We start from the raw sequence: 24,418 nt of genomic DNA, 5'->3' as shown, positions 1-24,418 counted from the left end.
GATTGCCTTTTTTGTTTTGCTGTTCATTTTAAAAGAATACAGCTATGATTTTTTGAACTGCATAGACACATAGCTTTATCAGCGACAAAATTTTCTCTGTATTCCCTAAATTAAGATATTCGATTCCATTTCTTTATTAAATAAAAATTTTAATCTTATTTCATAACCGGAAAATAAAAAAGAGCCTGAAAATTCAGACTCTTTTACTCTTATGTAATTATTTTATTAATCCGCAATCTTACCCTGAAGCTGTAATGCCCCGGTAATTTTCATCCCTTTTGTAAGGTTTTCAAATCTCATGTTCTCTTTATTGACAAAAGCATCGATGGTAAAGAAGTCTTCAGCTTCTTCATGCGTGATCAATTTTAACTTCACGATGTATCCCTTAATACTTCCGTCTTCAAGCAATTCTGTCTCCTTAAAGTCTATCACTTTAGCAATGAAATCAAAACATGCATAATTAGGAAGAGTCTGGCTTGGCATATACGTAGTAAACTCTTCACTCATCTTCGTCCCATCAGGTAAATCAGTACCTTCATGAGCATCCAATATTAAAACAATACCACTGATATTTACATTCAGATGTGGCTGTGTAAGATAGATATTCCTGTTTTCAGCATAATCGGTGGCAAAGAACCAGATTCCGAAAGTATTCCTGGCAGGACCCGCCACAATCGCCTGCAAGTTCAGGGCATTTTCCCATTCACGGACAGATCTTGTTTCAAAATCCAAAGTATAATCCGTTTTTACTTCCGGCATAATAGTGCTAAGCTCGTCTGTAATAACTGTTTTAAATCTTACATCTTCAAATTCCGTTTTGCCTTTGCTCTCTCCCAGCGGATCCGCAACCGTAGATTGCATTAAAACACTCGTCAGATATTGACCGTAATCTTTAGTCTGGAAATTTTCGTGACCAAAAATCCCGCTCCAGGTATTGATCAGGTTGTGTACATTTGATTTTCTTACAATGATTCCGGCCTCATTTGTGGTTTCAGGAGCTGCAATTCCTTCTGTATTGGTAAAATACTCTTTCCCATCGATCAGCTGATGATTCATGATCCCATTATTTTCCTCATGCGAAAATTCTGCAAAACCTTTATAGGTAACCGTTTCGTTTTCAAAAATATAAGGTAACCCTGTTTTTGCTTTATCAGCACCTTTAAAGTGGTAAGAAAGTGAAATCGCTTTGAATTCCCCCTCCTGAGTTGCAGGATTATGGTTATCATTGTGATCAAACTGGGAGTGATATAAGATCATATAAGACCTGATCTTTCCTTCCTGAAGTTCTTTTTCAAATTTTTCTTCCATTTTGCTGATGGCCTCGTGTACCGGAAGGGCGTAAGCATCTTCAGTCACCATATAAACAAAGCCTTCTATTTCGCCATTGTCTTTCTCAAAAGCAGAAATAGGAGTATACTCTCCCCTTAACTGCAGCGCAATGGAATACACGATATAATCATTATACGTTTTGATTTTTTCGTACTCTTCATTCACCGACGGCTCTTCTACCAGCTGTGGCTGTGAAGGGATTTCCTGTTTTATCTCCGGTGTCACCTCTACCACTTCCTCTGCTGCCTCCTCTACTATTTTTTCCTCCGGTATTGCAATTTCTTGAACCGGAGTACTGATATTTTCCTGTCTGTTGTTTTTCTTCTTAAAAAAATCAAAGATTCCCATACTGTTTATTATAATTGGCGGTAAATATAATAAAAGTGATCAACAGGCCCATCATAAAAAAAATGCCATTGTGTCAGTTTATTTGCGTTGTCTATTGGAGAAATATTTAAAATAACCCCGGCGGAGCCTTTGGCTCCGCCGGGGTTATTTTAATCAGGTTTATCATCTGTAAGCTCAAATCCCCAGTTTTTTCCTTTTTGGGTGGCTGGAACACCTTTTGTCATCCAGACCGGAGCTTTAGCACCTTTGAGATAGTAGTCAAAAAACTGCTGCTCACGAATTTGAATATCTTTTCTGTTCTGACGTTTCATGAGGTTGTGATCATCACCGTTGTAATTCAGTAACCATACGGGTTTTCCGAGACGGCGCAATGCGGTAAACATTTCAATTCCCTGATACCAAGGCACTGCTCCATCTTTATCGTTACTCATAATCACTACAGGAGTTTTTACTTTATCAATGGTGAAAAGCGGTGAGTTTTTAATATAAAGTTCCGGAGCCTCCCATAGATTTTTTCCTAGTCTACTCTGAGATTTTTCATACTGAAACTGTCTGTTCATCCCCGAAGTCCATCGGATTCCTCCGTATGCGGAAGTCATATTAACAACAGGGGCACCACTCCAGGCAGCTGCATACATATTGGTATGAGCGATGAGATAGGCTACCTGGTAACCACCCCAGCTTTGTCCCTGAATTCCGATTTTGGTTCCGTCTACCCAGGAGTTTTTCTTTAGATTTTCAACTCCCGAATTGATGTAATCCATAGCAGATTCTCCCGGAAGACCGTCTGTGTAAGAAATATCAGGGGTGAAAACCAGATATCCGTTGCTCACGAAATAAGAAATATTCAATCGTGAAGGTGTGGGTGCCGGTGCTACATAGCGGTTCAGATTATCCGAAAGCTTTTCATAGAAATAAACGATCATAGGATATTTTTTGTTCGGATCGAAATCTTCCGGTTTGTATAAAATTCCTGTAGAAGTATTTCCTTTTGGCGTTGTCCAGTGTACCAATTCGTCCGTTCCCCAATTATATTGTTTTTGCTGAGGATTGGTATTACTCAGCTTTTGCTGTTGTGAGAAATCAGAGGTTACAAAAATATTGGGAGAATCTGTGTAGGATTCTTTTACTACAATATATTTTTCTGCATTTTTTGCTTTTTGAAGACTTCTGTATCCCCAAACGTCTTCCATCTGAATTTTCGCAGGATCAGCTTTCGACTGAACAGAAGTTCTGAAAATTCCGTTTGCCTTGGAGGTATTATCAAATGCTGATAAATAGATAGAAGATTTCCGGTTCAGGCTTTTAATATCCTTATCCAGCTCGTATGTATCAAATGTTATTTTATGCTTACGCCCAAATCCATTGGTAATATTTCTTGGCTTTTTTGAGCCGTTCAGGAAGAATTCCCAGAGGTCGTAGCGATCTTTTATAATCACAGATTCATCTTTATCTGTCCAGGATGCGATACCATATGGATTGGGAAAATCCGGCATATCAAATTCTTCATCAACAAAAGAAACGGGTAAGCCTGTATTTAAAGGTAGGGTTTGTTTAGTTTTCACATTATAGCTCAGCCACTGCCCTTTTTCTCTGTCAAAAATCACCACAAATTTACCTAATGGAGATACTGCAACGGCTCCATTCAGGTTTTTAATAATTTCTGTTCTGTCTCCTGTTTTATGATCAATAAGGAAATAGGATTTCTTTGTGGCACCTTCCCATTGTGAAGAAATACGGTTATTCAAACTGGTAATACCCAAAGCAAATTCGGCATTCCCCTCATTTACCAGACGTAAAGTATCCAGATCCTCACCGTCAATATTCGTAAAGAAATCCGGTTTTTCCGTTTGCATTACGGCAGCATAAGATTTTTTCAGGTCATTTTTCAACTCCTTTAGCTGTACTGTTTGAAGATAATCATCTCTATAGTTCCAGATATCTACAACGGCATGGTCATTGGCAATCATTGCTGTATCTTTTGCAACAGGTTTCGGAGCAACCCCAAAATACAGTTGTTTACCGTTTTTGCTGAATAAAGGTAAACGGTTTTCAGAAATCACCCAGTCTTTTTTCATTTGGGTATTTTCATTGGTAATCATTTCCTTTTTATTTCCTTTAAAATCAAAGTAATATAATTTATACAGTTTTACTAAATCATTCTGTGCCGAAGAAGTTCCTACAAATGCCAGCTGGTTTCCTTCTTCATCAAAGGACAATTGTGAATAATCGCCTTCCATTTCCGAAACTTTGGTTACAGTTCCTTTTTGAAGATCGACTACCTGTACAGTTTGAAACGCATATTTTTTCGGCTTTGATTTATCCGTGTCTTTTTTATCCGCAGGTTTTTCGTCTCCGGCATTTTTTCCTTCTTTTTTATCTTTATTAGGCTTCTCTTCCGGTTTTTTAGTCACAAAAACGAGTTGCTTACCATTTTTACTGAATTCATAGCGAACTACATTATCGTAAACTGTACTTTTCCCATCCAAAAGATTTCGTACTACCAGCTGTAAGGGCTTTACGTTTTTATCATCGTCCTTATTTTCGTCTCCGTTTTCTTTATCAGAAGCATCATCTGAAGATTTATCTTTTGTATTTTCCAGAAGATAAGCTATATAAGATCCTGCTTTCTCAGGAATTCTGAATGTTTTCACATCAGGAATTTTCTCTGTATGACCACTCAAAAAATCAACAATTGCAAGACTGTCTTTTGTTAATTTACTTTTTTTAAGCTTTTTATCCTTTACTGCTTTTATATCCTTATACTGCGGGCGGATCTGAAAAACAGCAAATCTCGAATCGTTTGTAAAATTTACTTTTGTAGCTCTTGGAAACGTCTGTGAGGTTTTATTTTTAACCGAATATAAAAACAGGTTATCATTTCCTTCCTGTGCATCCACAGAATAGGCAATCCATTTTCCGTCATTTGAGATTTTTCTCGTGCCTATATTTTGCCAGCTGTCATAGACAGAATGATCTAAAGGCTTTTTCTGTCCATACATCCAGGAGGTTATGATGAGCAGAATAAAAACTGTACATTTCAACTTCATTGTAGTAAAAATTTTTAAGGATTAAAAGTATGATATTTCTTCGACAAAACCGCATCATATACTTGTTTCCCCAGCAGAAAAATGTCATTCTGTCACATTCTTCCCGATGGTATTTTTTTTGAGAAAGATTTGAAAATTAAAAATCTAAAATATGATGACTAAAGGAAATATTAATGTATCTGTGGAAAACATTTTCCCGCTTATCAAAAAGTTTCTTTACAGTGACCACGAAATATTCTTAAGAGAATTGATCTCCAATGCTACTGATGCTACCCTTAAATTAAAACATTTAACAAGTATCGGCGAAGCAAAGGTTGAATATGGCAATCCGAAGCTTGAAGTAAAAATTGACAAAGAGCAAAAAACACTTCGCATCATCGACCAGGGTATTGGTATGACAGGTGAGGAAGTTGAAAAATATATCAACCAGGTGGCGTTTTCAGGAGCGGAAGAGTTCTTAGAAAAATATAAAGATTCAGCAAAAGATTCAGGAATCATCGGACACTTTGGTCTTGGTTTTTACTCGGCATTTATGGTTGCTGAAAAAGTGGAAATCCTTACAAAATCTTATAAAGACGAGCCGGCTGTACGTTGGATCTGCGACGGAAGTCCGGAATTTACCCTTGAAGAAACTACGGATAAAACAGATAGAGGTACAGAAATCATTCTTCACATTGCAGAAGATTCTCTAGAGTTTCTGGAAGAAGGAAGAATCCGTGATCTGTTATTAAAATACAACAAATTTATGCCTGTTCCGATCAAATTCGGGACAAAAACCCATACCCTGCCATTACCGGAAGACGCTCCTGAAGATGCAGTGGCTGAAACGGAGGAAGTAGACAATATCATCAACAATCCGGTTCCGGCATGGACCATTGCTCCAAACGAACTGACGAATGAAGATTATATGAAGTTCTATCACGAATTGTATCCAATGCAGTTTGAAGAACCTTTATTCAATATCCACCTGAACGTGGATTATCCTTTCAACCTTACCGGAATCCTGTTCTTCCCTAAGCTGAGCAACAACTTAAATATTGATAAGGATAAAATTCAGTTATACCAGAACCAGGTATTCGTAACGGATGAGGTAAAAGGAATTGTTCCTGATTTCTTAATGCTTCTGAGAGGGGTAATTGACTCTCCGGATATTCCGTTGAATGTTTCCCGTTCTTATCTTCAGGCAGATGGTGCGGTAAAGAAGATTTCATCTTATATCACGAAAAAGGTTGCCGATAAAATGGCTTCCCTGATCAACGAAAACCGTGAAGATTATGAAAAAAAATGGAACGACATCAAAGTAGTTATTGAATACGGAATTGTTACAGAAGAAAAATTTGCTGAAAAAGCAGACAAATTCACTCTATACCCTACAACAGACGGGAAGTATTTCCTTTGGGATGAACTGGTTGAAAAAATCAAACCTGCACAAACGGATAAAGATAACAAATTAGTTGTTTTATATGCTACCAATGCTGATGAACAACACAGCTACATTCAGTCTGCAAAGGATAAAGGATATGAAGTTCTGTTATTAGACTCTCCTATCACTCCACACGTCATCCAGAAACTGGAAACATCCAAGGAAAATATCTCTTTTGCAAGAGTAGACGCTGACCACATCAACAATCTGATCAAAAAAGACGAGCCAATCATTTCAAAACTCAATGAAACGGAAAAAGAGTCTTTGAAAAAGAATGTAGAAGAAGCCATTCAGGATTCAAAATTTACGGTACAGCTTGAAGATCTGGACAGTAATGATGCTCCTTTCACCATTACCCAACCTGAATTTATGCGAAGAATGAAAGAAATGCAGGCTACAGGCGGTGGCGGTATGTTCGGAATGGGAGGTTTCCCGGAGATGTACAATCTTGTAGTCAACTCAAACAGTGAGCTTTCTAATCAGATTTTAAAAACTGAGAATGCTGAAGAAAAAGAAAGTTTAATCAAATATGCTTTGGATCTAGCCAAACTCTCACAAAATTTTCTGAAAGGAAAAGACCTGACAGATTTTATACAACGAAGCTATAAGCAACTTGAAAAATAATTTACTGAAGACTGTTTCATTTTGAAGCAGTCTTTTTTTATTTGAGCATGTTGGGAAACGCAAGGACGCAAGTTTTTCTCACAAGGCTCATGCTTTAAGGCGCAAGGATTTTATCTGCCATAAAATTGTGTACTGTATATTTTATTTTCTATTTCACGCTGATTTTGCAGATTACGCAGGTACTAATAAAAATCTGCGTAATCTGTGTGATCTGCGAGAAAATTTAATAAATGAGACTCTTTGCACCTTTGCGTTTTCCAACAATATAAAAATCATCAACAACTCATTTAAATAACCTGAATATTATAAACCTGTCCCTTCTTTTCTCTTAATCTTCATTACTTTATTGTATATTTTATTCGTTTTCTATTGTATAACTTCTGCTTTTTTGCCATTTTTGTATAAAATGTAGGTCATGCAAAAAGAAAAGTTACGTCTCATCAGAAAGCAAAAAGGCTATACTCAGCAGCAGGTAGCTGATTATATAGCAACAGATGTATCCAACTACAGCCGGAAAGAAAGTGGTGATGTGAGAATTGTTCAGGATGAATGGGACAAACTTGCCCGTTTCTTTGAAGTACCTGTTGAAGATATTTATGAAGATGAATCAGCTGCAATAATTGTTAATAATGACCATCCCGTATTCAATGACCAATCTGCAGGAGGTATTAATACTCAACAGCAATATAATAATATTCCGGGATCTATTATAGAAAATCTACAGGGATATATTGCTTTGTTAAAAGAAGAAAACGAAAGGTTGAAAGAGGAGTTGAAAAATTCTCAGACTTCTTCAAGGTCAAGAAAATAATACAGTTTGAACACTTAAAAATATTGATGTCACTTCTATTAAATTATGGAGTGACATTTTTTTGCTTTGTAGTGTTGATGGTGAGTTTTTTTGACGCAAAGGATTAATTTTCCTATGCTTTATTTCAGGAGGCAAAGAGTTGCGATTTTGTCGCTGATGAAGCTTTGGGGTAATACATTCGCTTAAAAAATCAATGAATTTGATTCCCTTCTTTGCACCCTTAAAAATAGAACGGCTTATAGATAGAAACTTTGCATTAAAAAGATCATCGTTTCCGAAACTTAAAATTTACAATTCATTCAACGGATCCCAGAACAGTTTTTTGAAATTTTTTATTCTAAGATTTTCCACAGTGATTCCTTCCGCTTCCAGCTTAGGCTGAAATTCCGGAACAGATAAAACGCCTGAACTTGATATTACGCGATGAGCCGGAACATCTTTTGGGCAGCCTCCCATTGCTTTTCCTACATGACGGGAATGATTAGGGTAACCTACTGCTTTCGCTATAGCACCATATGTAGAAACCCTTCCCTTTGGAATAAGCCTGGTTACTTCGTATACCTGCTGTTTGAAAATTTCATCCATATTTTCTGTTTTTAAATCCTAAATTTTATAAACATCATTCGTTTTTGCATCATTTTTGAATTCTTACCAGCTCAATGATGTTTCATTAAAAGATAAAGATATGAAAAAATCATTTTTCCGTTTACTGAATGCAATCAATAAGAAAGTCCTTCCGAAATTGAGTAAGAAGGATCCCAATAACCTAACAAAAATAGAAAAAGGAATTCTGGCGTACCGTTATTTTGTGCTGGTGAATTCTTTGGATTGATTTTTATTTTCCCACAGATTTCAATGATGCTTAAATATTGGCTCGCAGATTTAGCTGATTACGCAGATTTGTTGAAAATCATAAAGGCGCAAAGGATTTTGATTAGAATTGAACATATTTTTAAGGCACAAGAAGATAAGATTTTCAGCAAGCTGTACTCCTATTTTTTTAACCACATAGGAAACATAGTTTTTTTGAACGGGATATAAATTATTTATTCGTGCATTCGTGGCAATATTCAGCAGTATATAATTTTATCGCAGATAAAATCCTTGCACCCTAAATAATTATGCATGCAAAATAATTTGCGCCTTTGCGATTTCCAACACTAAATACCTTTTCACAGAATCTGCGTAATCTGCAAAATCCGCAAGATATAAAAAACTGAAAACCTAGAAATAAAAAAGCGCTCCCAAAATGGAAGCGCTATATAGTAATCTCGTAAAGAGTTTATTACTTAAGCATTCTCAAGAATATAAGAGAACATTAATGGTGCACAGATCGTTGCATCACTTTCAACGATGAATTTCGGTGTAGTGATATCTAATTTACCCCAAGTGATTTTCTCATTTGGAACTGCTCCTGAATATGAACCGTAAGATGTAGTAGAATCAGAAATCTGGCAGAAATAAGACCAGAAAGGAATGTCATGCATTTCCATATCCTGATACAACATTGGTACTACACAGATAGGGAAGTCTCCTGCGATACCTCCACCAATCTGGAAGAATCCAACTCCTTTTCCGCCTGAGTTTTTAGTATACCAGTCAGCAAGGTAAGTCATATATTCGATACCTGATTTCATTGTAGTTGCTTTAAGCTCACCTTTGATGCAGTAAGAAGCGAAGATATTACCCATTGTAGAATCTTCCCATCCCGGTACTACGATTGGCAGGTTTGCTTCTGCAGCAGCAATCATCCAGGAGTTTTCTCTAGGAATCTCATAATACTGCTCCAATACTCCCGAAAGGATCATTTTGTACATGAATTCGTGAGGAAAATATCTTTCTCCTTTTGCTTCAGCATCTTTCCAGATTTCTACGATGTGCTTCTGTAATCTTCTGAATGCCTCTTCTTCAGGGATACAAGTATCTGTAACTCTGTTCAGACCTCTTTCCAAAAGATCCCACTCATCCTGAGCTGTCAGATCTCTGTAATGAGGAACTCTTTCATAGTGAGAGTGTGCCACAAGGTTCATTAAATCTTCTTCAAGGTTAGCCCCTGTACAAGAGATAAAATCTACTTTACCCTGACGTATCATTTCAGCAAGAATTTTTCCTAACTCAGCAGTAGACATTGCACCTGCCAGAGTGATCATCATTTTTCCGCCATCTTTAAGGTGGGCAACATATCCTTTAGAAGCATCCACCAATGCAGCTGCGTTGAAGTGCAGGTAATACTTTTCTATGAATTCAGTTATCGGTTTGCTCATTTTTTTAATTTTTGCAAAGATAAAACTTAAAAACGGAATGCAATCAAAGCGTTTGAAGAAAGTCTCCCAGAGCTGTACTTTTTTATCATTTGTTAAATAATCAGACTGAAATATGTTTTGGTCTTTATGCTTTTTTTGTCCAAACGTAAGGTACAAAGCTTTGCGTTTTCCAATATATTTATTCTCAAGAAAACAGAAAACGCAGCCCAAAAATGGACTACGTTTTCTTCGTAAATTCAACCCTATATGACAAAGTGTTATCCTTCCCAGGCTTCCACTTTTACAATTTCAATTTTTCTTTCGCCATCTTTAAAAGGCCAGTGGATGATATCTCCTACTTTGTATCCAACTACTGCAAGAGCAATATTGGAAAGAATGGAGTGTTTATTCTTCTTAAGCTTTTCTTTGGTAGACGGTACAAAAATATATTCGTGTTCAAAATTCAATGTATGATCCTTTAAGGTCACTTTTCTGTCAACCGTTACAATATCAGCCGGCAGATCTCTTCTCAGAACCTGCTTTGCTTTTCTGAGCTCTTCGGTCAGTCTTTTTTCTTCTCCGATGCTTACTTTTTTCCTTCTGAGTGTATCTTTTATAGCATCATAAATTCCGGTAGTAACAATAATATGTTGTGACATTTTTTTCAATTTTACAATTAAAGTGCAGCAATTCCCGATGACCCAATGTAGAATACAGGTAATATCTGCCTTCTATAGGAAAACCGCAAAAAATAAATAAAAATCCGGAAAATCCCCTGCCTTGGATCCTGACAGGGCTTAATTGATAAAGTCCTTGGAACTTTTCAGAAAAGAATCTCTGTGTAAATAAAGTAATGACAGCAACAATCCTGATCGTCGGCATCCTGCTGATAAAAAGATTGTTGCTGTCATTATATGAGATGTTTTTTAATTCTTACAAATATAAGACTTAAAAACGGAATGCAGCAGCTGCACTTAAAGAAACTCTTGTAAGACCTTCTTTCTGATCATTTCCAAGATCCATTGTGCGGCCGTTCACATTCATTTTATTAAGCGTTCCTGCAGTAAAACCAAATTTAGGTCCGATCAGGAAATTTTTGGAAACTTCATACTGGTATCCGATTCCTGCTTCAAGACCCAGGTTTGAACCTGTTCCTTTGATATATCCTGTTTTGGTTGTATAAGAAATTACCCCAATGGACACATCAGCAGCAAATTTATGTTTTGTAGGCTTGCTATAATTGGAAAACATCACTGAAGGACCAAAGAATGTGATATTATCTTTTGTACTGACAGGCACAGAAACAGTTTGCCCATTTGCATACCCTCTTAATGTTCCACTGCTTGATGCATTATAATTGGAAAACTTCGCTCCAATACCGATATTCTTCAAATTGTAATATGCTGCAATTTCGAAATGAACTCCGCTTTTCAGTCCTTTAACGTAATTTCTTTCTTCCATTGAAAGCCCGGAAGCTGTTTCAGCCACCCTCCATGCATATCCTACAGCAGGACTGATGGTCACTTTTTGAGCAAATGAAAATAAAGAACTCGAAATAACTCCTAACAGGATCAGTTTTTTTATCATGGTTTAAAAATTTCCGCAAAAATAAGATTTTCAGAATAAGAACAGGTTAAAATCTGAAACGTCTGTTTTCTTTTTTGTCAGAAAGTTTTTTCTTGCTGTCCAATCTTTTCTGTTTCTGAGCTTTTGAAGGTTTTGTAGCAGTTCTTTTTTTAGGAACAATCAAAGCTTTATTAACGATTTCGATTATTTTTTCAATGGCTTTGTTTTTATTCATCAGCTGGGTTCTGCTTTCTGAAACCGTCAGGAATAAATAGCCTTCGGCATTGATTCTGTTTTTCAGTTTATTATGAATCAGAAATTTTTCATCTTCATTGAAGAATTCTGAAGCATCTACTTTCCAAAGTACGGTAACAGCCGTCTCCACTTTGTTGACGTTTTGCCCACCTGCTCCGCTGCTGCGGGAGGTTTTGAAACTGAGTTCTTTTGAAAAGTTTTTCATTGTTCTATTTTAAAATGCTCATAAAGCGTTATAAATCTGCTGTTATATTTTTATGTAATGCCGGTCTGTTTACTTTTCCGTTGGGTGTCCTGGGAATTTCTTTGATGAAAATAATTTCCTTGGGTTTGTGGAAATTTTTCTCAAAAGGTAGTGTTGAAATTTTATTTTTTATTTCTTCGGATTCATTCCCTTCAATAATCAATATCAATTTCTGGCCCAAACTTTCATCCGGCAAGCCTATAAATACGGCTTCATTGGGGATCTCCTTTTTGACAAGGGCTTCAAGGGCTTCCGGGAAAATTTTCGCTCCACCGGAGTTAATAACATTGTCTATTCTTCCCAGAAACTTAAACTGTTTATTATTTTTAATTTCAACTAAGTCATTCGTTTGCAGTATTTCATCATTCACATTGGGTGCATAGATTTTCAGACAGCCTCTTTCATCCAAGGCAATGCTTACATTTTCAAAAACCGTAAAATAATCTTCCTGCACTGGCATCAACTGTTTCAGCCCGATATGAGATAAGGTTTCTGACATTCCGTAAGTTTCAAAAATACGGTTTGAATGAATTAAATTCTTCGCCCAGATTTTACGTTTCAAACTTTCTGAAGTGGCAGCTCCCCCTATGATGAGGTTTTTTATCAGATGAAGTTTATCCAGTGAATTTTCTACCTGAAGTGGAGTCATTGCGCAAAAGCTTACTTCTTCCGTTATATTTTCCAAAGGCCTTAAAGAAGGATCTGTAATAATTAATTTTAACTTTCTCTCGATGGAACGGACGATCATCATTTTTCCGGAAATATATTCTACCGGCAGGCACAGTAATGCAGTATCACCTTCCTGTAATCCTAAAAAATTGCAGGTCATCACTGCAGAATTGATCATTTTCTTTTTTTCAATTTCAAAAATTTTAGGAACTCCGGTAGACCCTGAGGTTTGAACGTTTACCATTGTACCGTCAGAAACCCATTCTTTGAGAAAAGTTTCCACTTTTTTTTCAAATTCCGTATAAAAGGATAATTGATTAATATTGAGATTATTGAAGTCTATCAGCATATTTTCCGTAAATAAAATCTACAGTAAATTTAAAAAAAAATTCAAAAAGTTCTTGTATATAAAGAAAAAAGCTGTAAATTTGCACCACTAAAACAAACAGACTCATGGTGTAGCGGTAACACTACTGATTTTGGTTCAGTCATCTGGGGTTCGAATCCCTGTGAGTCTACAAACCATCCTTTTTTAAGGGTGGTTTTTGTTTTTATTTTAAAACATTCTTTTTTCCTAAATATTTTAAGATTGATGCCAGTTTATATAGATCATAGCTGATCATCTGACGTTCACCGATTATAATTTTTTGTAAGAATTCCCAATCTTCTGTAAGACTTCCCATTGTAAAATCTCCGGGTTTTTCATACGGACTATAGATGTCTTCATCCAAAATATTCCAGTACAGGTCATCTTCAAGTTCCACAACTTCTGCATCATCCAGTTTATTCAAGTCATCTGAGAGATGCATGATAATTTTTTTTATATCTGAAACTTTTAAAACCTGGTTATTGCTTTCCATGACTGATTATTTTTTGATTGAAAATCCTCTATGTCTCTCCTGCTTACGATGGAATAAAAATAACAATATACTTTAACAAAAATCGGGAGAAATAAAAAAGACCTCCGTTAGAGATCTTTTTAACATATAATGAATATTATTTTTTAAGATCATCGATCTCATCCTGTATAGATTTGATTCTGTCTCTCAGTTCCTGACTTACTTTACCTGGAATCTTTTTCACTTTTCTCAAATCAAGGGCCAGCATAATGGAAGCAATTCCCATAAAAATAAAGGAAACTCCTGTTAACGTAACTAAAGAAATCCCTGTGAATACCGGATTGAATATCAATAATAAAGAAAAAATGATGCCTCCCACACTCGCAAGGGCCACATTTCCCCAGCTCATTATTTTCATACTTTTCAGATCAAAGGCAAATCCCAACAGCTGAAAAGAACGGAACAGTAAAGTAAATCCTATGACAAACGGAAGTACAGTCATTGAAATCTTAGGGTTGGCGATAAGATAAACCCCGATTGCCGTGGTCAGTAATCCACTGACAAGAAACCATCCCCAGCCTTGTAAAGATTTGCTGTTCTGCAGGGAAAAGAATATTTCTGTGATTCCGGAGAATAAAAATGAAACGCTAAAGAAAACAGAAAGTGTCACATACGTAGCAAGAGGTACGCTGAATACATAAAAACCGCAGATCAGAAATAGAATTCCGAAAATCAAAGGGATGTACCAATGTTTTACAGTGTTGGTAAGTGTCTGAAATAAATTAGCCATAGGTGTCTTTTTTAGTCTTGCCTACTTTGGAGAGCGGTGTTCGGCTTGTCCGCAGGAATTCCAAACAGGTCATAATTTTCACCTGAATTTGAAATACAACCTTTACCAAGGTACAAAAAATAGTAGATAAACGCACCAAAATCAGCCATAAACAGGCGTTAAAAAATTGAAATTAAAATGTTATACATAAAAAAGTATCTCATAGAAATGATGAGCATACGTCATTTCTATGAGATACTTTAAGAGATTTCCGGTTTTATTTCCTTATTTCAAAAGTTTTCCTGCAGGCTGCTGCTGGGTAACACAGTGTACCATCCCTCCGTTTTCATACAGATTCCTTACATCTATTCCAACAACTTTCCTACCCGGATATTGCTTCTGAATAATTGTATTGGCAACTGCATCATTAGGGTCTCCGTAATTAGGAACTAAAACCACGGTATTGGCTACATAGTAATTCACATAGGAACCTTTTTCATCCAGCTGTTTACCGTAGGCTGTTTTCACCTTATTTTTGGTAGCAGGTAAATAGATTTTTTTATATTCTTTTCCGTTGACATTGGAAGCGGTGTAAAGTGTATTAACATCTTTTTCGGAAAGCCCGAGATCAAGAAGCTCATCTTCATTCATGGTGATCATGGTATGATGATCAACAAACTTCATAAAACCGTCAATGTGCATATCGGTAACATCCAATCCCGTCACTCCATCCAGCCAGATCACTTTTGATACTCCATAATAGGTTTCAAACATTTCTTCTGCTTCTTCCTGAGTGATCCCTTTGTTTCTTGTTGCTCCTTTTTTCTGACTGATCACAGAACTTTTACAGGCCATCAGAACTCCGTTTCCATCTGTTTCCACAGAGCCGCCTTCGTTGACCATTTCTTCATTGAGATCAATTACTTTTATGCCCAGATCATTTCCTATACGCTGAGGAATTTCATCACAATTTTCAAAGTCAAACTTTTCGCCCCAGCCGTTGAAGCCCCAATCTTCAATTAAGATGTTTCCTTTCTGATCTTTTACGAAAATAGGCCCGTTATCTCTGATCCACACATCATCTGTGGGGTAAATCCTGAAATCAACATTTTTCAGCGGAATTTTATTTTGTTCCAAAAGGCTTATAATTCTGCTCTTTTCTTCTTTATTATACGCAATAATATGAACTTTCTCTCCTTCCTGTAATGCTCTTGTCATATCAATCCAGGTCTGTTCTACCCTTTTACGATAGGTGGCACCATGCTGATAATGATGAGGCCATTGCAACCATGTTCCTTCATGAAGGGAAGATTCTTCGGGAAAACGATAAGTAGTCTGTGCCATATTTACTATAAAACTCAATAATAGAGTGAGTGTGAATAATTTTTTCATATGATTTAAAATTTCTTTCCTATAAAAACTCCGAAATTGATATCGGTCTCAAAGCTATTTCCTGTTTGTGAAATTGTACTTCCTATCCCGAATTGCATCTTTTTCCTATTTTCTATTCCTAAACGGATGATCTGGCTGCTGGCCTGATGTTCTTTAAAGCTGAAGTCTGAGTCTACGATCAACATACTGTAGAAATTAAGCTTTTTATTGATTTTCGGGGTGTATTCCAACAAGGTATAAAGCCCAAGCCCAAATTCTCTTGTCTGTGTAGAATAAGTAAATGCAGGGAAAACACTGATATTCCAAACTTCATTTTCCTTTCCATACGCCAGCCCTACAGAGGGCATGATGTCTTCTCGTGAAATATGAACTCCTGCAGACGCCCCTACATTTCTTCCGATCCCATAATTGAGATTCTGATATACTTCCGGATTTACTTTTTTTGAATGGTAGTCATAAGTGATTGTTGCCGAAGCAAAATAATTCCATTGGCTCTTAAAATCCCTATTGTAAATTCCCAGCACTTCTGCTTCTTTGTTTGCGGCATACGTCTGCAGGAAAACCTGAGCTTTGCCACAAAATGGAAGTAATAAGGTAAAGAGAAATAAGTTTTTTTTCATTCTGATTTGTTTTCTTAAATGCTGATCAGTCAAATATTCTGTTCTTTGACTGTGCAAAATTAGATCTCAGAAAAAACAAATCTTGTCCTAAAAGGACATTCTACTCATGCAGCGGAAAATAAATATGGGTGATTTCCGGTTCGGGATATTCTTCAATCACATCAGAATTATCCAGCAAAAAATGCTGCTCTGTAAGCCAAAAAAGATAAAATGAACGGTAGGTTTCTAAAATATTCTCATAAGGTCCCTCATGTGTAAATCGTACGTATTTTCTTCCGAAAATATTCTGTTTGGAAAATCCTTTCAATGAATCTCCAGAGATTACAGCAGCTCCATATCTACAGTGAGAATGGCTGGTGATCAATGGCTGGTCACGAATAATTCCATAGGCAGCTTCATATATTTCATTTTCCGGTTCTATCTCTTTCCAAAGGGCATCAATTTCCGGATTGTTATAATCTTTAGCTTTAATAAATTTACAGTATACCCTCATGGCATCTTTATACCTGATCTCGAATTTAAGATCTGTATTTCCGGTTGCTATAAATGTTTTGAATACTTCCTTTTTCTGTTTTCTGGCTTCAGCAGGTGAAACTTCGTATTGTTTTTTAAACGCCTTTGAAAAAGACTGGATGTTAAAATACCCCATCTGCCAGGCAATTTCAGAAATTTTATCTTCTGTATAGATCAGTTTTTTATAGGCCGTTTCAAGCCGGAGACGCTTTTGAAACCCTGAAATTGTTTCATTGAAGATTTTAAAAAATATCCGTTGAAAATTCCGATACGAATAATGAGATATTGCTTCTATTTCATGAGCAGTAATCTCCCTATCAAAGTTCACTTCAATATGGTCAACGATTTTCTGTATCTCATTAAAGTTTGTCTGCATGACATTTTGATATTAAAAACAGCAATTAAAAGAAACCATTATGAGCCCATTTCATAAAATATTTGCATTACTAATTTAAAGAAAATAAAAACAAAAAGATGAAAATCAAATGATTCTCATCTTTCAAAACACCTTCAGTTGTTATTATATCATTATCCAGGTTTTTTATAAAGTTTATACATTACAAACAAAAATCCTAACCATACCGGAATCAGAATCACCTGTATTTCCATTCCTGTAATGCTCATTAATCCTAAGATCAGGACCAGAAAGGCAATGCAGATATAGTTGGATACAGGATAGAATATGGATGGAAATTTGGATTGAATCCCTTCCCTGGTAATTGCTTTTTTGAATTTCAGATGGGTGTAGCATATCATCAGCCAGTTGATAATCAAGGTAGATACAACAAGTGCCATCAGATATTGAAATGCTTTTTCCGGCACCAATTTATTGATGATGATACAGATTCCTGCAAAGCATGAAGAAATAAGGATTGCATTGGTAGGAACTGAATTTTTATTAAGTTTTTTCAAAAATTTAGGAGCATTTCCCTGCTGAGCCAGCCCGAAAAGCATACGGCTATTGCTGTAAACACTACTGTTATAAACTGATAAAGCAGCCGTTAATACAATAAGATTCAGAATATTGGCGATCAATGAATTGAACTGGATTACTTTCCCAAAAAGGCTGAATTCAAGGCCATTCAGATTCTGAAAAACCATTACGAAAGGACTTGAGCCTTCTGTAATCTCTCTCCATGGGCTTAATGAGAATAAGATTACCAAAGCACCTACATAGAAAATAAGAATCCTATAGATTACCTGGTTGGTTGCCTGAGGAATTGTTTTCTCCGGATTTTTGGCTTCAGCTGCAGTAATCCCGATCAGTTCCAACCCTCCGAATGAAAACATAATCATTGCCATTGCTGCAAATAATCCGGAAAATCCGTTTTCTGTTTTATTGAATAATCCCTTCGGGAAAAAACCATCATCGTTCCACAAATTGGTAATGGTTGCTTTTTCTCCTCCGGTTCCGCTTATCAGAAGATAAACCCCGAACACAATCATAGCAATGATCGCTATTACTTTGATTATGGAAAACCAGAATTCGGTTTCGCCATAGACCTTTACAGAAGCGAGATTAAGTGCAGTGATGACCACAAAAAAGAATAAACTGGATACCCAGAGTGGTATTTCCGGCCACCAGAAATGAATATAATGTCCTATAGCCGTAAGCTCGGCCATACTTACCAGAATATATAGAATCCAATAATTCCATCCTGAAGCAAAACCCGGAAAATTTCCCCAATATTTATAGGCAAAGTGACTAAAACTTCCCGATACGGGTTCCTGTACAACCATCTCACCAAGCTGACGCATGATAAAAAAGGCAATGATCCCGGCTAAAGCATATCCTAAAATAACCGATGGCCCGGCTAATACGGCTGCAGGTCCTATTCCCAGGAATAACCCTGTTCCTATGGCACCTCCAAGGGCTATTAATTGTATGTGTCGATTTGTTAATCCTCTAACTAAAGTCTCGTTTTCTCCTGTTTTTTTTTCGTTGCTCATTGAATGAATTATTCGGTCGCTAAATATATAAAAACTTTTCAGAGAAATTCATATTCCATGGGGTAAATTGAGAATTCACAAGTATCAAGACAAAAGTTATCTGTTTCTTAGCTTTCCAGATTTTAATAGATGTAGCTAAGCTCATAATTTTATCCAGATCATCTCTATTGATGTCATAAACTAGAATTTTACCATTTACTTTTTCATTTAAAAAAATGATCTTTGCATTCATTCTCATTCCCATCATATTTTCAACAATAGATGGATAATTCTTGCTAGAATTGTAAATTATTTTACTTTTTTTAATGGTACCTCATTATTTCCCGGATTAATTAAATAAATAGGGGTCCCTGAAATATAAAATTTATCATCAGATTTTTCAATATAAATTGTTCCCATGTCATCTTCGAATGAAGAGTTATAGATAATTTTTATTTTATCTTTATTAATTGTTTCAGCTTTGATATTAGAATAACTTTCTTTACTTCCATCATCATCAATATTAATTGAAATATTATCTAACGATTTTATAATAATATCAAAAACTATTTTAGCATTATCTCTGTTAATTGCTTCAGAATGATAAGTACCTTCCCATTCTTCCTTTTTTTCTAATCCTTGGTTTATATTTTTTGATAAAATATCACTTCTATAATATTTAAAGGTTTTTCCGCCATCTGTAGATGCTTTTATTAAGATCAGGTGATCGTCAGACCAATTAACTTGATATATTTTAAAATTTTCTAAGATAAGACTTTTGTATTCTCTTAAATTTTTATTTGAATCAATTTTTAATATCCCTAAAAAACTGTTGTTATCATATATTTGATTATGAAAATAGGCTAAATAATTAATCTGAGGTGATAGTACAGGGTTTTCTATTTTATCATCACCAGGTGAAACTATTTTAACTATTTTTCCATTTAATTTATTGATTAATTCAAAATCACTAAAGTCTATTCCTTCACTGACTGAATTAGCTGAAACAGCGTACATATTTAAGGACGGATAAAATCCTAAGTAATTATACCAAATTTCCCCCTGTTTCTTTTCTGTTTTATTATCATTTTCCCCCTTAAGCTGAAGTGTTTTATTATTAATGTCAAGAAAATAATTTCCTTTATTCTTTTTTATAGGAGTTTGTTGAAATGAATTTTTAGTAATTTTTAATTTATTAAAAGCATCTTCACTAATTTCTTGAATATTTAATTTTGGAAGTACATCATATTTATCTGAAAAGCCTATTGTTTCGTATTTAGCTTCAGTAATATTAATTATCAATTTAGAATGTGAATTATCAATTTGCTTTTGACAGCTAGTAAAGCTGAAAATTAGCAATAATAATAAACTTAACTGTTTCATTTTTCTTTTATTATTTTTATAATGTTTGTATTAAATTCTCCTGAGTGTAAGTGATCTTCATGGCCGGGGGAATAATTAGTTCCCGTTAGATTAGAATACCAACCTCCCTTACCTCGATAGATTTTTTCAAAATGGAAAGCTTTAAATGCATTTACTTTTTTTTGTTCTAATACTTGAGTAGAGTAATATGCTGTATCTGCACAGTCCCCGTTAGGGTGTGTAACACTTGGGTAGCTTGTTGCATCTGCAAAACACATACCTGTACATAAAACATCCTCCCTTCCTAATTTAGCTAATGCCCCTATAAATCCAGCATAAGCATCAGGGTTGCAATATCGTCTTTGTGAACGTTGAAATGAATATAAAATTTTAATATCATTTTTCTTATAATTTAAACTATCTTTCATTCTAACAAGTGGGACTTTTCCTTGTCCTTTACTATATTTTCTGTAACCATATTCAGTACCTGAAACACAAATATCTCCATTTGAATATTCATAAGCTGTCTTTGCATTTCCCCCTGAAGGATAACTATATGTATTTATATAACCTTTTGGAATTGAACTTATCTTCTTTCCATTATTTCTCTTATCAACTGTAAACCAGTCTACAATACATATTTCATGTTCGTTTTTTTCTTTATCATGATACACATATTTATATTTTTTCGCATACTCCTCCTTAATTTTTTTAGGAATATGTTTTTCTATTGTTCCATTCTCATAAATGTGATAAGTTACTATATCTTTTGCATTTATCTTTTCATTTGTAGTATTATTTACACCACATTCAAATTTTTTAACTTTATGAGATTTGCCCAAATTTCCAACGTCTTCCAAAGCTTCCTCCATTTCCCAAACATATGTAGAACCAACCACATCATCGGGATATTCTTTTGTCCCATCTTTCTTTATTTTATATTCATGCTTTTCTCTTTTAAATAAATCATTAGAATCATATGCGGCATTTGAACTATTATAAACAACATAATTTTTATTTGAAGCATGTTTCGTTGAGTTAGGATAATTTACTGCAAGATATAAAGCTGTTCTACTGATTAATAAATTATCGAATTTTTTTTGCTTAAAATGTTTTTCTACAAACTCTAGCTGTTGTTCCGCAGTCAATGACATTAGGTGAGTTCGTGTTGTACCAATATCTGATGCAGCTCCTTTACCAAATTGAATTAATCCAATGTATTTGTTGGCCTTACTTTCATCAGTATCTTTTCCAAAAGTTCCAATTTTAGGACTAAAGCTATATGCTGATTCTAATGCTATGATTGTCATTAACCAATTTGCTCCTTCAAGATCCTTTTGTGGAAGTCCTAAATTCTTAGCAATTTGTACAACTTTCTTCCTAAACTCACAACTTACTTTTCCTCCCCAAACTAGGTCTTTATATTGTTCTTTACAAATACAACCAGAAGGAGTTTTCTCTTGCTTCGGCTCTTTCACCATCGTTGCACTTCTCCCACTCTCCACCTTTGTAGGCTCAGCATCAACACTCACAGGCATCACGGCAGAAGTTACAGAAGTATCATGGTGTATCACTTCTATAAAATAATCCTGCCTTGCGATGTCACTGCCACCATCATTGGCTTTATCAAACATCTGCTTTGTAAGCTGGACATTATTGATGTAATTGTTGTCACCAATTAAAACACAATCTTTTTCAAAAATCATATCATTAGTCCATTTAATATTATCTTCCTCCCATATTTTCACCTTTACTTTTTTGTCTTTCATCTCTTTTGCAACAATCTTTATTCTTACGGTAGCTCCTACTTTCGAAGAATGAAGTCTGTTCCCATTGTTATCCACAAATTCAGCACTCAGGATCTTTCCTTGTGGATCATCACTTTTTTTTCCGCCTGTGGTGACTGGAAATTTTGCTGAACTTCCATCAGGTTTAGGTTTGGATTTCTCTGGAGCAGGAGGTATTTTAGGTTTTGTTGGTGAGGGTGTCTGTTTTTTAGGAACCTCTCTTTTTCTTGGAGGTTCTGGATTATGAGTAGAATTAACTACATTAACGTTTGGACTTGCTTTTTGTATATGTTTACTAACCACATCAGCCGTTACATAATATTCGTGAGTGGGTCCCTCACTTTTATCACCTGATGCAGTGCGTGCATTGGCAATCAATACAGCCATTGTGTAAAAAGGTAATCTGAAAACAGCTTCTGCCATTCCTCTCTCATTCACTCTGCTAAGAACAGGGACAGGGTTTATTTTATTCAAAATATTTACTATAGGATTGTGTCCTTCTCTCTGAGCATCATCTTCCCAAAGGGTAAAAGCAATATTCATCTCGAACATCTCTACACAATATGCCCTTGCAATAATAGTATCTTTATAACTCAGCTTTTTACCTTTTGGAATAGGTTTATAGTTAGCATCCAGAAGTTCCACCCTGGTTATTTTAGACTCTTTAGCCCGTTGTGGATGTACAATAAGTTCTCCATAGTCTTCCCCCTGACGTACAATGATCTTAATTCCCTTATGAAATAAACTTTTCTGCCCGAAAATATACGGAACCATTTGACCTTCTTTATCGCTTCCGCCTTTTCTCCAACCTGTTTTAGTCTGTACCATCACTTCCCAATGTGCTTTGGGTGCTTGTAAAGGATTTTTAATAGGTTGCAAAGGATTTAGCCAGCCATTTATTGTAGAAACAGAATACATTTCCTGTTTTCCGATCACAGGCTTATCGTTTCCGATGATTGTTAATTTTCTCATATTTGTGTTTGTGTGTTTATTCGCAGATATTTACATCTTCTTCCTGTTCATCCTGAAATTCTTTGTAGTCAAGCAATGGATTAATATTCTGTTGCTGTTTTGGATCTGCATTTCTGATATTCTGTTGGGTTACCTCCGCAGTTTGCCCATGTTCTTTTATGGTTATTTTTCCTCCTGTTGTACACATCAGTTCAGAAAGTTCTGTAATACAACTTTTGTTCATGACTTTAGTTTTTTCATAAGATTTCTGCCATTTTCCTGCAGGAGCAAAAGCACATGGTAAATAACCTCCAGAACTTGGTTTTAACTTGCACTGCCCAAAACTAGGTCCAGATGGAGTAAACTGTATATCATCTTCTGTAACGGCTAAGTAATCGGCTTGCCCTTCTCTATTATTCCAATAATGTTTCTGGTGTGAGGTTACTTTAAACTGTGGAAACTGGTTGCCTTGATTGCACTTTGCTTTTCCTTTTTGGACCACGAAATATTTACCATCGTGAGGGGATGAATTTTCTGACATCATTTTGTGATTTGGGTGTTTTTTAAATTTAATAGTTATCTGTAATTCTTTCTAATAAAATATCTTCTCTTCGGATATTTTCATGCCCGAAATATTGAAATCCTGCTTCAATTTTATACAATGACAAATTTTCTCTGTTAAAAATATATTCTGCAAAATGTTCGCAATCTATAGGTTTCTTTTCTATATCTGTTTTCTCATTAAACCTGGAATCTATAAAATGTAATCCTTCCAAATTTCGACTATCAATAGAACTCCCTTTTTGTTGAATCTTTACTCTTTCATCATCTACAATATCTTTAGATAATAATATGTTTTGAAATTCAAATCGTATTGGCTGAGCATCAAAAATCCAGGGATAAAAATCATAATAAACATTTGAAGTAACCCAATTTCCTAATTGAGTTCTGTAGAATTCACCAAACATAAAAGAGTTAAATAGCGTATTTTTAAACTTCTGTGAAATAATTTCGGAACTTTCTACAATATCTTTCATCTTTTCAATATAATCAGAGGAATATTGATCGGGGAAAAAGTTCTTTATGAAATTCATTTCAGAAAACATATCTTCTGTTTTCTTTGTCAGCGCTATATCAATAAGTTTTCCGTCACGATCTATAATATATCGAATCGGATAAATAACTTCTATGCACATTTTGGCAAGGGTGTCCAATTTGGAATCTGAAATGTCCTCATTTTTTCTGAAATCAAATGCTGAAAAGAGAAAATGATAATATCCATTTTTAATTCCTTCAAGATCTAATCTTACTTTGTTTTCATACTTTGATAGAATGATATCATCAGAACAGGTAGTCTGAGTAATTTGATAAGTTCCTTCCCAGAATTTAAAGTCAAAAGGGAATTTTCCTTTAGCCGGGAAATCATAAAAGCTTTGATTATTATCTCTGATTTTTTTGTTGAGCTTGAGAATTTCAGATGTTGATGGAATATAAAGTTTCATTCCCTGAGCAAGATCTCCCTCAAAGCGTTCAGACAATAGACAATTTTGGTTATGATATTCCCTTAAGTATTCCGGATTTTCAAGTTGCATCTCATTACAGAGATCAGCAAGAGATTCTCCTGATTGAGTGTAATAAGTTATCATACATTTTGTGTTTTATATCACTAAATATAGATAAAATATAATATTAGA

At 35.3% G+C, this 24,418-nt stretch carries 21 protein-coding genes and 1 tRNA gene; 4 read left to right on the top strand and 18 right to left on the bottom strand.

Features of this window, described 5'->3' with window-relative positions:
* Positions 1-225: 225 nt before the first annotated feature.
* Positions 226-1,677 carry a hypothetical protein gene (locus tag ACTJJF_RS08985; protein ID WP_440699432.1) on the bottom strand — a complete coding sequence of 484 codons (1,452 nt, stop codon included), beginning with the start codon at positions 1,675-1,677 and terminating at the stop codon, positions 226-228.
* A gap of 149 nt (positions 1,678-1,826) precedes the next feature.
* Positions 1,827-4,727, bottom strand: a complete 2,901-nt coding sequence (locus ACTJJF_RS08980) for a prolyl oligopeptidase family serine peptidase (RefSeq protein WP_440699431.1) — start codon at positions 4,725-4,727, stop codon at positions 1,827-1,829.
* A 154-nt stretch (positions 4,728-4,881) separates the two neighbouring features.
* On the opposite strand from ACTJJF_RS08980, the gene htpG reads away from it, so the two are divergent.
* Positions 4,882-6,774 (top strand): molecular chaperone HtpG, encoded by a 1,893-nt coding sequence (gene htpG, locus ACTJJF_RS08975; protein ID WP_440699680.1) that lies wholly within the window; start codon positions 4,882-4,884, stop codon positions 6,772-6,774.
* A gap of 415 nt (positions 6,775-7,189) precedes the next feature.
* Positions 7,190-7,585: a helix-turn-helix transcriptional regulator gene (locus tag ACTJJF_RS08970; RefSeq protein ID WP_212649529.1), complete on the top strand. Its 396-nt coding sequence runs from the start codon at positions 7,190-7,192 to the stop codon at positions 7,583-7,585.
* A 288-nt stretch (positions 7,586-7,873) separates the two neighbouring features.
* On the opposite strand, the gene ACTJJF_RS08965 is transcribed toward ACTJJF_RS08970, so the two are convergent.
* Positions 7,874-8,170 (bottom strand): MGMT family protein, encoded by a 297-nt coding sequence (locus ACTJJF_RS08965; RefSeq protein WP_312298489.1) that lies wholly within the window; start codon positions 8,168-8,170, stop codon positions 7,874-7,876.
* A gap of 100 nt (positions 8,171-8,270) precedes the next feature.
* Here ACTJJF_RS08965 and ACTJJF_RS08960 point away from each other — a divergent pair, with 100 nt between their 5' ends.
* Entirely contained in the window at positions 8,271-8,417 is a 147-nt protein-coding gene (locus tag ACTJJF_RS08960; RefSeq protein ID WP_440699430.1) for a hypothetical protein, read from the top strand.
* 457 nt (positions 8,418-8,874) lie between these two features.
* On the opposite strand, the gene ACTJJF_RS08955 is transcribed toward ACTJJF_RS08960, so the two are convergent.
* The 5 genes from ACTJJF_RS08955 to ACTJJF_RS08935 form a co-directional block, all read right to left on the bottom strand.
* Complete coding sequence (locus ACTJJF_RS08955) at positions 8,875-9,849, bottom strand: deoxyhypusine synthase family protein (RefSeq protein ID WP_047097747.1); 975 nt, start codon at positions 9,847-9,849, stop codon at positions 8,875-8,877.
* A gap of 257 nt (positions 9,850-10,106) precedes the next feature.
* A complete protein-coding gene (locus tag ACTJJF_RS08950; protein ID WP_440699429.1) occupies positions 10,107-10,487 on the bottom strand; it encodes a GreA/GreB family elongation factor in 381 nt (126 codons plus the stop codon).
* A 289-nt stretch (positions 10,488-10,776) separates the two neighbouring features.
* Positions 10,777-11,415 (bottom strand): hypothetical protein, encoded by a 639-nt coding sequence (locus ACTJJF_RS08945; RefSeq protein ID WP_312298495.1) that lies wholly within the window; start codon positions 11,413-11,415, stop codon positions 10,777-10,779.
* 46 nt (positions 11,416-11,461) lie between these two features.
* The gene (gene arfB, locus ACTJJF_RS08940) at positions 11,462-11,854 is read right to left on the bottom strand and encodes an alternative ribosome rescue aminoacyl-tRNA hydrolase ArfB (RefSeq protein WP_440699428.1); all 393 of its coding nucleotides are present in this window, start codon (positions 11,852-11,854) and stop codon (positions 11,462-11,464) included.
* 28 nt (positions 11,855-11,882) lie between these two features.
* Positions 11,883-12,911 carry an AMP-binding protein gene (locus ACTJJF_RS08935; protein ID WP_440699427.1) on the bottom strand — a complete coding sequence of 343 codons (1,029 nt, stop codon included), beginning with the start codon at positions 12,909-12,911 and terminating at the stop codon, positions 11,883-11,885.
* A 98-nt stretch (positions 12,912-13,009) separates the two neighbouring features.
* On the opposite strand from ACTJJF_RS08935, the gene ACTJJF_RS08930 reads away from it, so the two are divergent.
* A tRNA-Gln gene (locus tag ACTJJF_RS08930) sits at positions 13,010-13,080 on the top strand.
* Positions 13,081-13,113: 33 nt separating this feature from the next.
* On the opposite strand, the gene ACTJJF_RS08925 is transcribed toward ACTJJF_RS08930, so the two are convergent.
* The 10 genes from ACTJJF_RS08925 to ACTJJF_RS08880 form a co-directional block, all read right to left on the bottom strand.
* Positions 13,114-13,422: a hypothetical protein gene (locus ACTJJF_RS08925; protein ID WP_440699426.1), complete on the bottom strand. Its 309-nt coding sequence runs from the start codon at positions 13,420-13,422 to the stop codon at positions 13,114-13,116.
* A gap of 136 nt (positions 13,423-13,558) precedes the next feature.
* Complete coding sequence (locus tag ACTJJF_RS08920; RefSeq protein ID WP_440699425.1) at positions 13,559-14,191, bottom strand: HdeD family acid-resistance protein; 633 nt, start codon at positions 14,189-14,191, stop codon at positions 13,559-13,561.
* Positions 14,192-14,455: 264 nt separating this feature from the next.
* Positions 14,456-15,562, bottom strand: coding sequence for an agmatine deiminase family protein (locus ACTJJF_RS08915; RefSeq protein WP_440699424.1), 1,107 nt, complete (start codon positions 15,560-15,562; stop codon positions 14,456-14,458).
* Between the two features lie 5 nt (positions 15,563-15,567).
* A complete protein-coding gene (locus tag ACTJJF_RS08910) occupies positions 15,568-16,182 on the bottom strand; it encodes a hypothetical protein (protein ID WP_440699423.1) in 615 nt (204 codons plus the stop codon).
* Positions 16,183-16,282: 100 nt separating this feature from the next.
* Entirely contained in the window at positions 16,283-17,071 is a 789-nt protein-coding gene (locus ACTJJF_RS08905) for an AraC family transcriptional regulator (protein ID WP_440699422.1), read from the bottom strand.
* A 152-nt stretch (positions 17,072-17,223) separates the two neighbouring features.
* Positions 17,224-18,645 (bottom strand): amino acid permease, encoded by a 1,422-nt coding sequence (locus ACTJJF_RS08900; protein ID WP_440699421.1) that lies wholly within the window; start codon positions 18,643-18,645, stop codon positions 17,224-17,226.
* A gap of 288 nt (positions 18,646-18,933) precedes the next feature.
* Complete coding sequence (locus ACTJJF_RS08895) at positions 18,934-20,007, bottom strand: hypothetical protein (protein WP_440699420.1); 1,074 nt, start codon at positions 20,005-20,007, stop codon at positions 18,934-18,936.
* Entirely contained in the window at positions 20,004-22,745 is a 2,742-nt protein-coding gene (locus tag ACTJJF_RS08890) for a hypothetical protein (RefSeq protein ID WP_440699419.1), read from the bottom strand. Before ACTJJF_RS08890 ends, ACTJJF_RS08895 begins: the two co-directional genes overlap by 4 nt.
* A gap of 16 nt (positions 22,746-22,761) precedes the next feature.
* Positions 22,762-23,268, bottom strand: a complete 507-nt coding sequence (locus ACTJJF_RS08885) for a DUF4280 domain-containing protein (RefSeq protein WP_440699418.1) — start codon at positions 23,266-23,268, stop codon at positions 22,762-22,764.
* A 25-nt stretch (positions 23,269-23,293) separates the two neighbouring features.
* Entirely contained in the window at positions 23,294-24,370 is a 1,077-nt protein-coding gene (locus ACTJJF_RS08880) for a hypothetical protein (RefSeq protein ID WP_440699417.1), read from the bottom strand.
* Between the last annotated feature and the right edge of the window lie 48 nt (positions 24,371-24,418).

Origin of the sequence: Chryseobacterium sp. 22458 (assembly GCF_052044975.1) — a bacterium.
Lineage (GTDB): Bacteria > Bacteroidota > Bacteroidia > Flavobacteriales > Weeksellaceae > Chryseobacterium.
This window is presented reverse-complemented; position numbering and strand designations above follow the sequence as displayed.

Coding starts and splice junctions, on each gene's coding strand:
- ACTJJF_RS08945 (WP_312298495.1), bottom strand. CDS start 11,415: ATGATAAAAAAACTGATCCTGTTAGGAGTTATTTCGAGTTCTTTATTT.
- arfB (WP_440699428.1), bottom strand. CDS start 11,854: ATGAAAAACTTTTCAAAAGAACTCAGTTTCAAAACCTCCCGCAGCAGC.
- ACTJJF_RS08915 (WP_440699424.1), bottom strand. CDS start 15,562: ATGAAAAAATTATTCACACTCACTCTATTATTGAGTTTTATAGTAAAT.
- ACTJJF_RS08980 (WP_440699431.1), bottom strand. CDS start 4,727: ATGAAGTTGAAATGTACAGTTTTTATTCTGCTCATCATAACCTCCTGG.
- ACTJJF_RS08960 (WP_440699430.1), top strand. CDS start 8,271: ATGAAAAAATCATTTTTCCGTTTACTGAATGCAATCAATAAGAAAGTC.
- ACTJJF_RS08955 (WP_047097747.1), bottom strand. CDS start 9,849: ATGAGCAAACCGATAACTGAATTCATAGAAAAGTATTACCTGCACTTC.
- ACTJJF_RS08910 (WP_440699423.1), bottom strand. CDS start 16,182: ATGAAAAAAAACTTATTTCTCTTTACCTTATTACTTCCATTTTGTGGC.
- ACTJJF_RS08905 (WP_440699422.1), bottom strand. CDS start 17,071: ATGCAGACAAACTTTAATGAGATACAGAAAATCGTTGACCATATTGAA.
- ACTJJF_RS08965 (WP_312298489.1), bottom strand. CDS start 8,170: ATGGATGAAATTTTCAAACAGCAGGTATACGAAGTAACCAGGCTTATT.
- ACTJJF_RS08950 (WP_440699429.1), bottom strand. CDS start 10,487: ATGTCACAACATATTATTGTTACTACCGGAATTTATGATGCTATAAAA.
- ACTJJF_RS08895 (WP_440699420.1), bottom strand. CDS start 20,007: ATGAAACAGTTAAGTTTATTATTATTGCTAATTTTCAGCTTTACTAGC.
- ACTJJF_RS08900 (WP_440699421.1), bottom strand. CDS start 18,645: ATGAGCAACGAAAAAAAAACAGGAGAAAACGAGACTTTAGTTAGAGGA.
- ACTJJF_RS08880 (WP_440699417.1), bottom strand. CDS start 24,370: ATGATAACTTATTACACTCAATCAGGAGAATCTCTTGCTGATCTCTGT.
- ACTJJF_RS08925 (WP_440699426.1), bottom strand. CDS start 13,422: ATGGAAAGCAATAACCAGGTTTTAAAAGTTTCAGATATAAAAAAAATT.
- htpG (WP_440699680.1), top strand. CDS start 4,882: ATGACTAAAGGAAATATTAATGTATCTGTGGAAAACATTTTCCCGCTT.
- ACTJJF_RS08970 (WP_212649529.1), top strand. CDS start 7,190: ATGCAAAAAGAAAAGTTACGTCTCATCAGAAAGCAAAAAGGCTATACT.
- ACTJJF_RS08935 (WP_440699427.1), bottom strand. CDS start 12,911: ATGCTGATAGACTTCAATAATCTCAATATTAATCAATTATCCTTTTAT.
- ACTJJF_RS08885 (WP_440699418.1), bottom strand. CDS start 23,268: ATGATGTCAGAAAATTCATCCCCTCACGATGGTAAATATTTCGTGGTC.
- ACTJJF_RS08920 (WP_440699425.1), bottom strand. CDS start 14,191: ATGGCTAATTTATTTCAGACACTTACCAACACTGTAAAACATTGGTAC.
- ACTJJF_RS08985 (WP_440699432.1), bottom strand. CDS start 1,677: ATGGGAATCTTTGATTTTTTTAAGAAGAAAAACAACAGACAGGAAAAT.
- ACTJJF_RS08890 (WP_440699419.1), bottom strand. CDS start 22,745: ATGAGAAAATTAACAATCATCGGAAACGATAAGCCTGTGATCGGAAAA.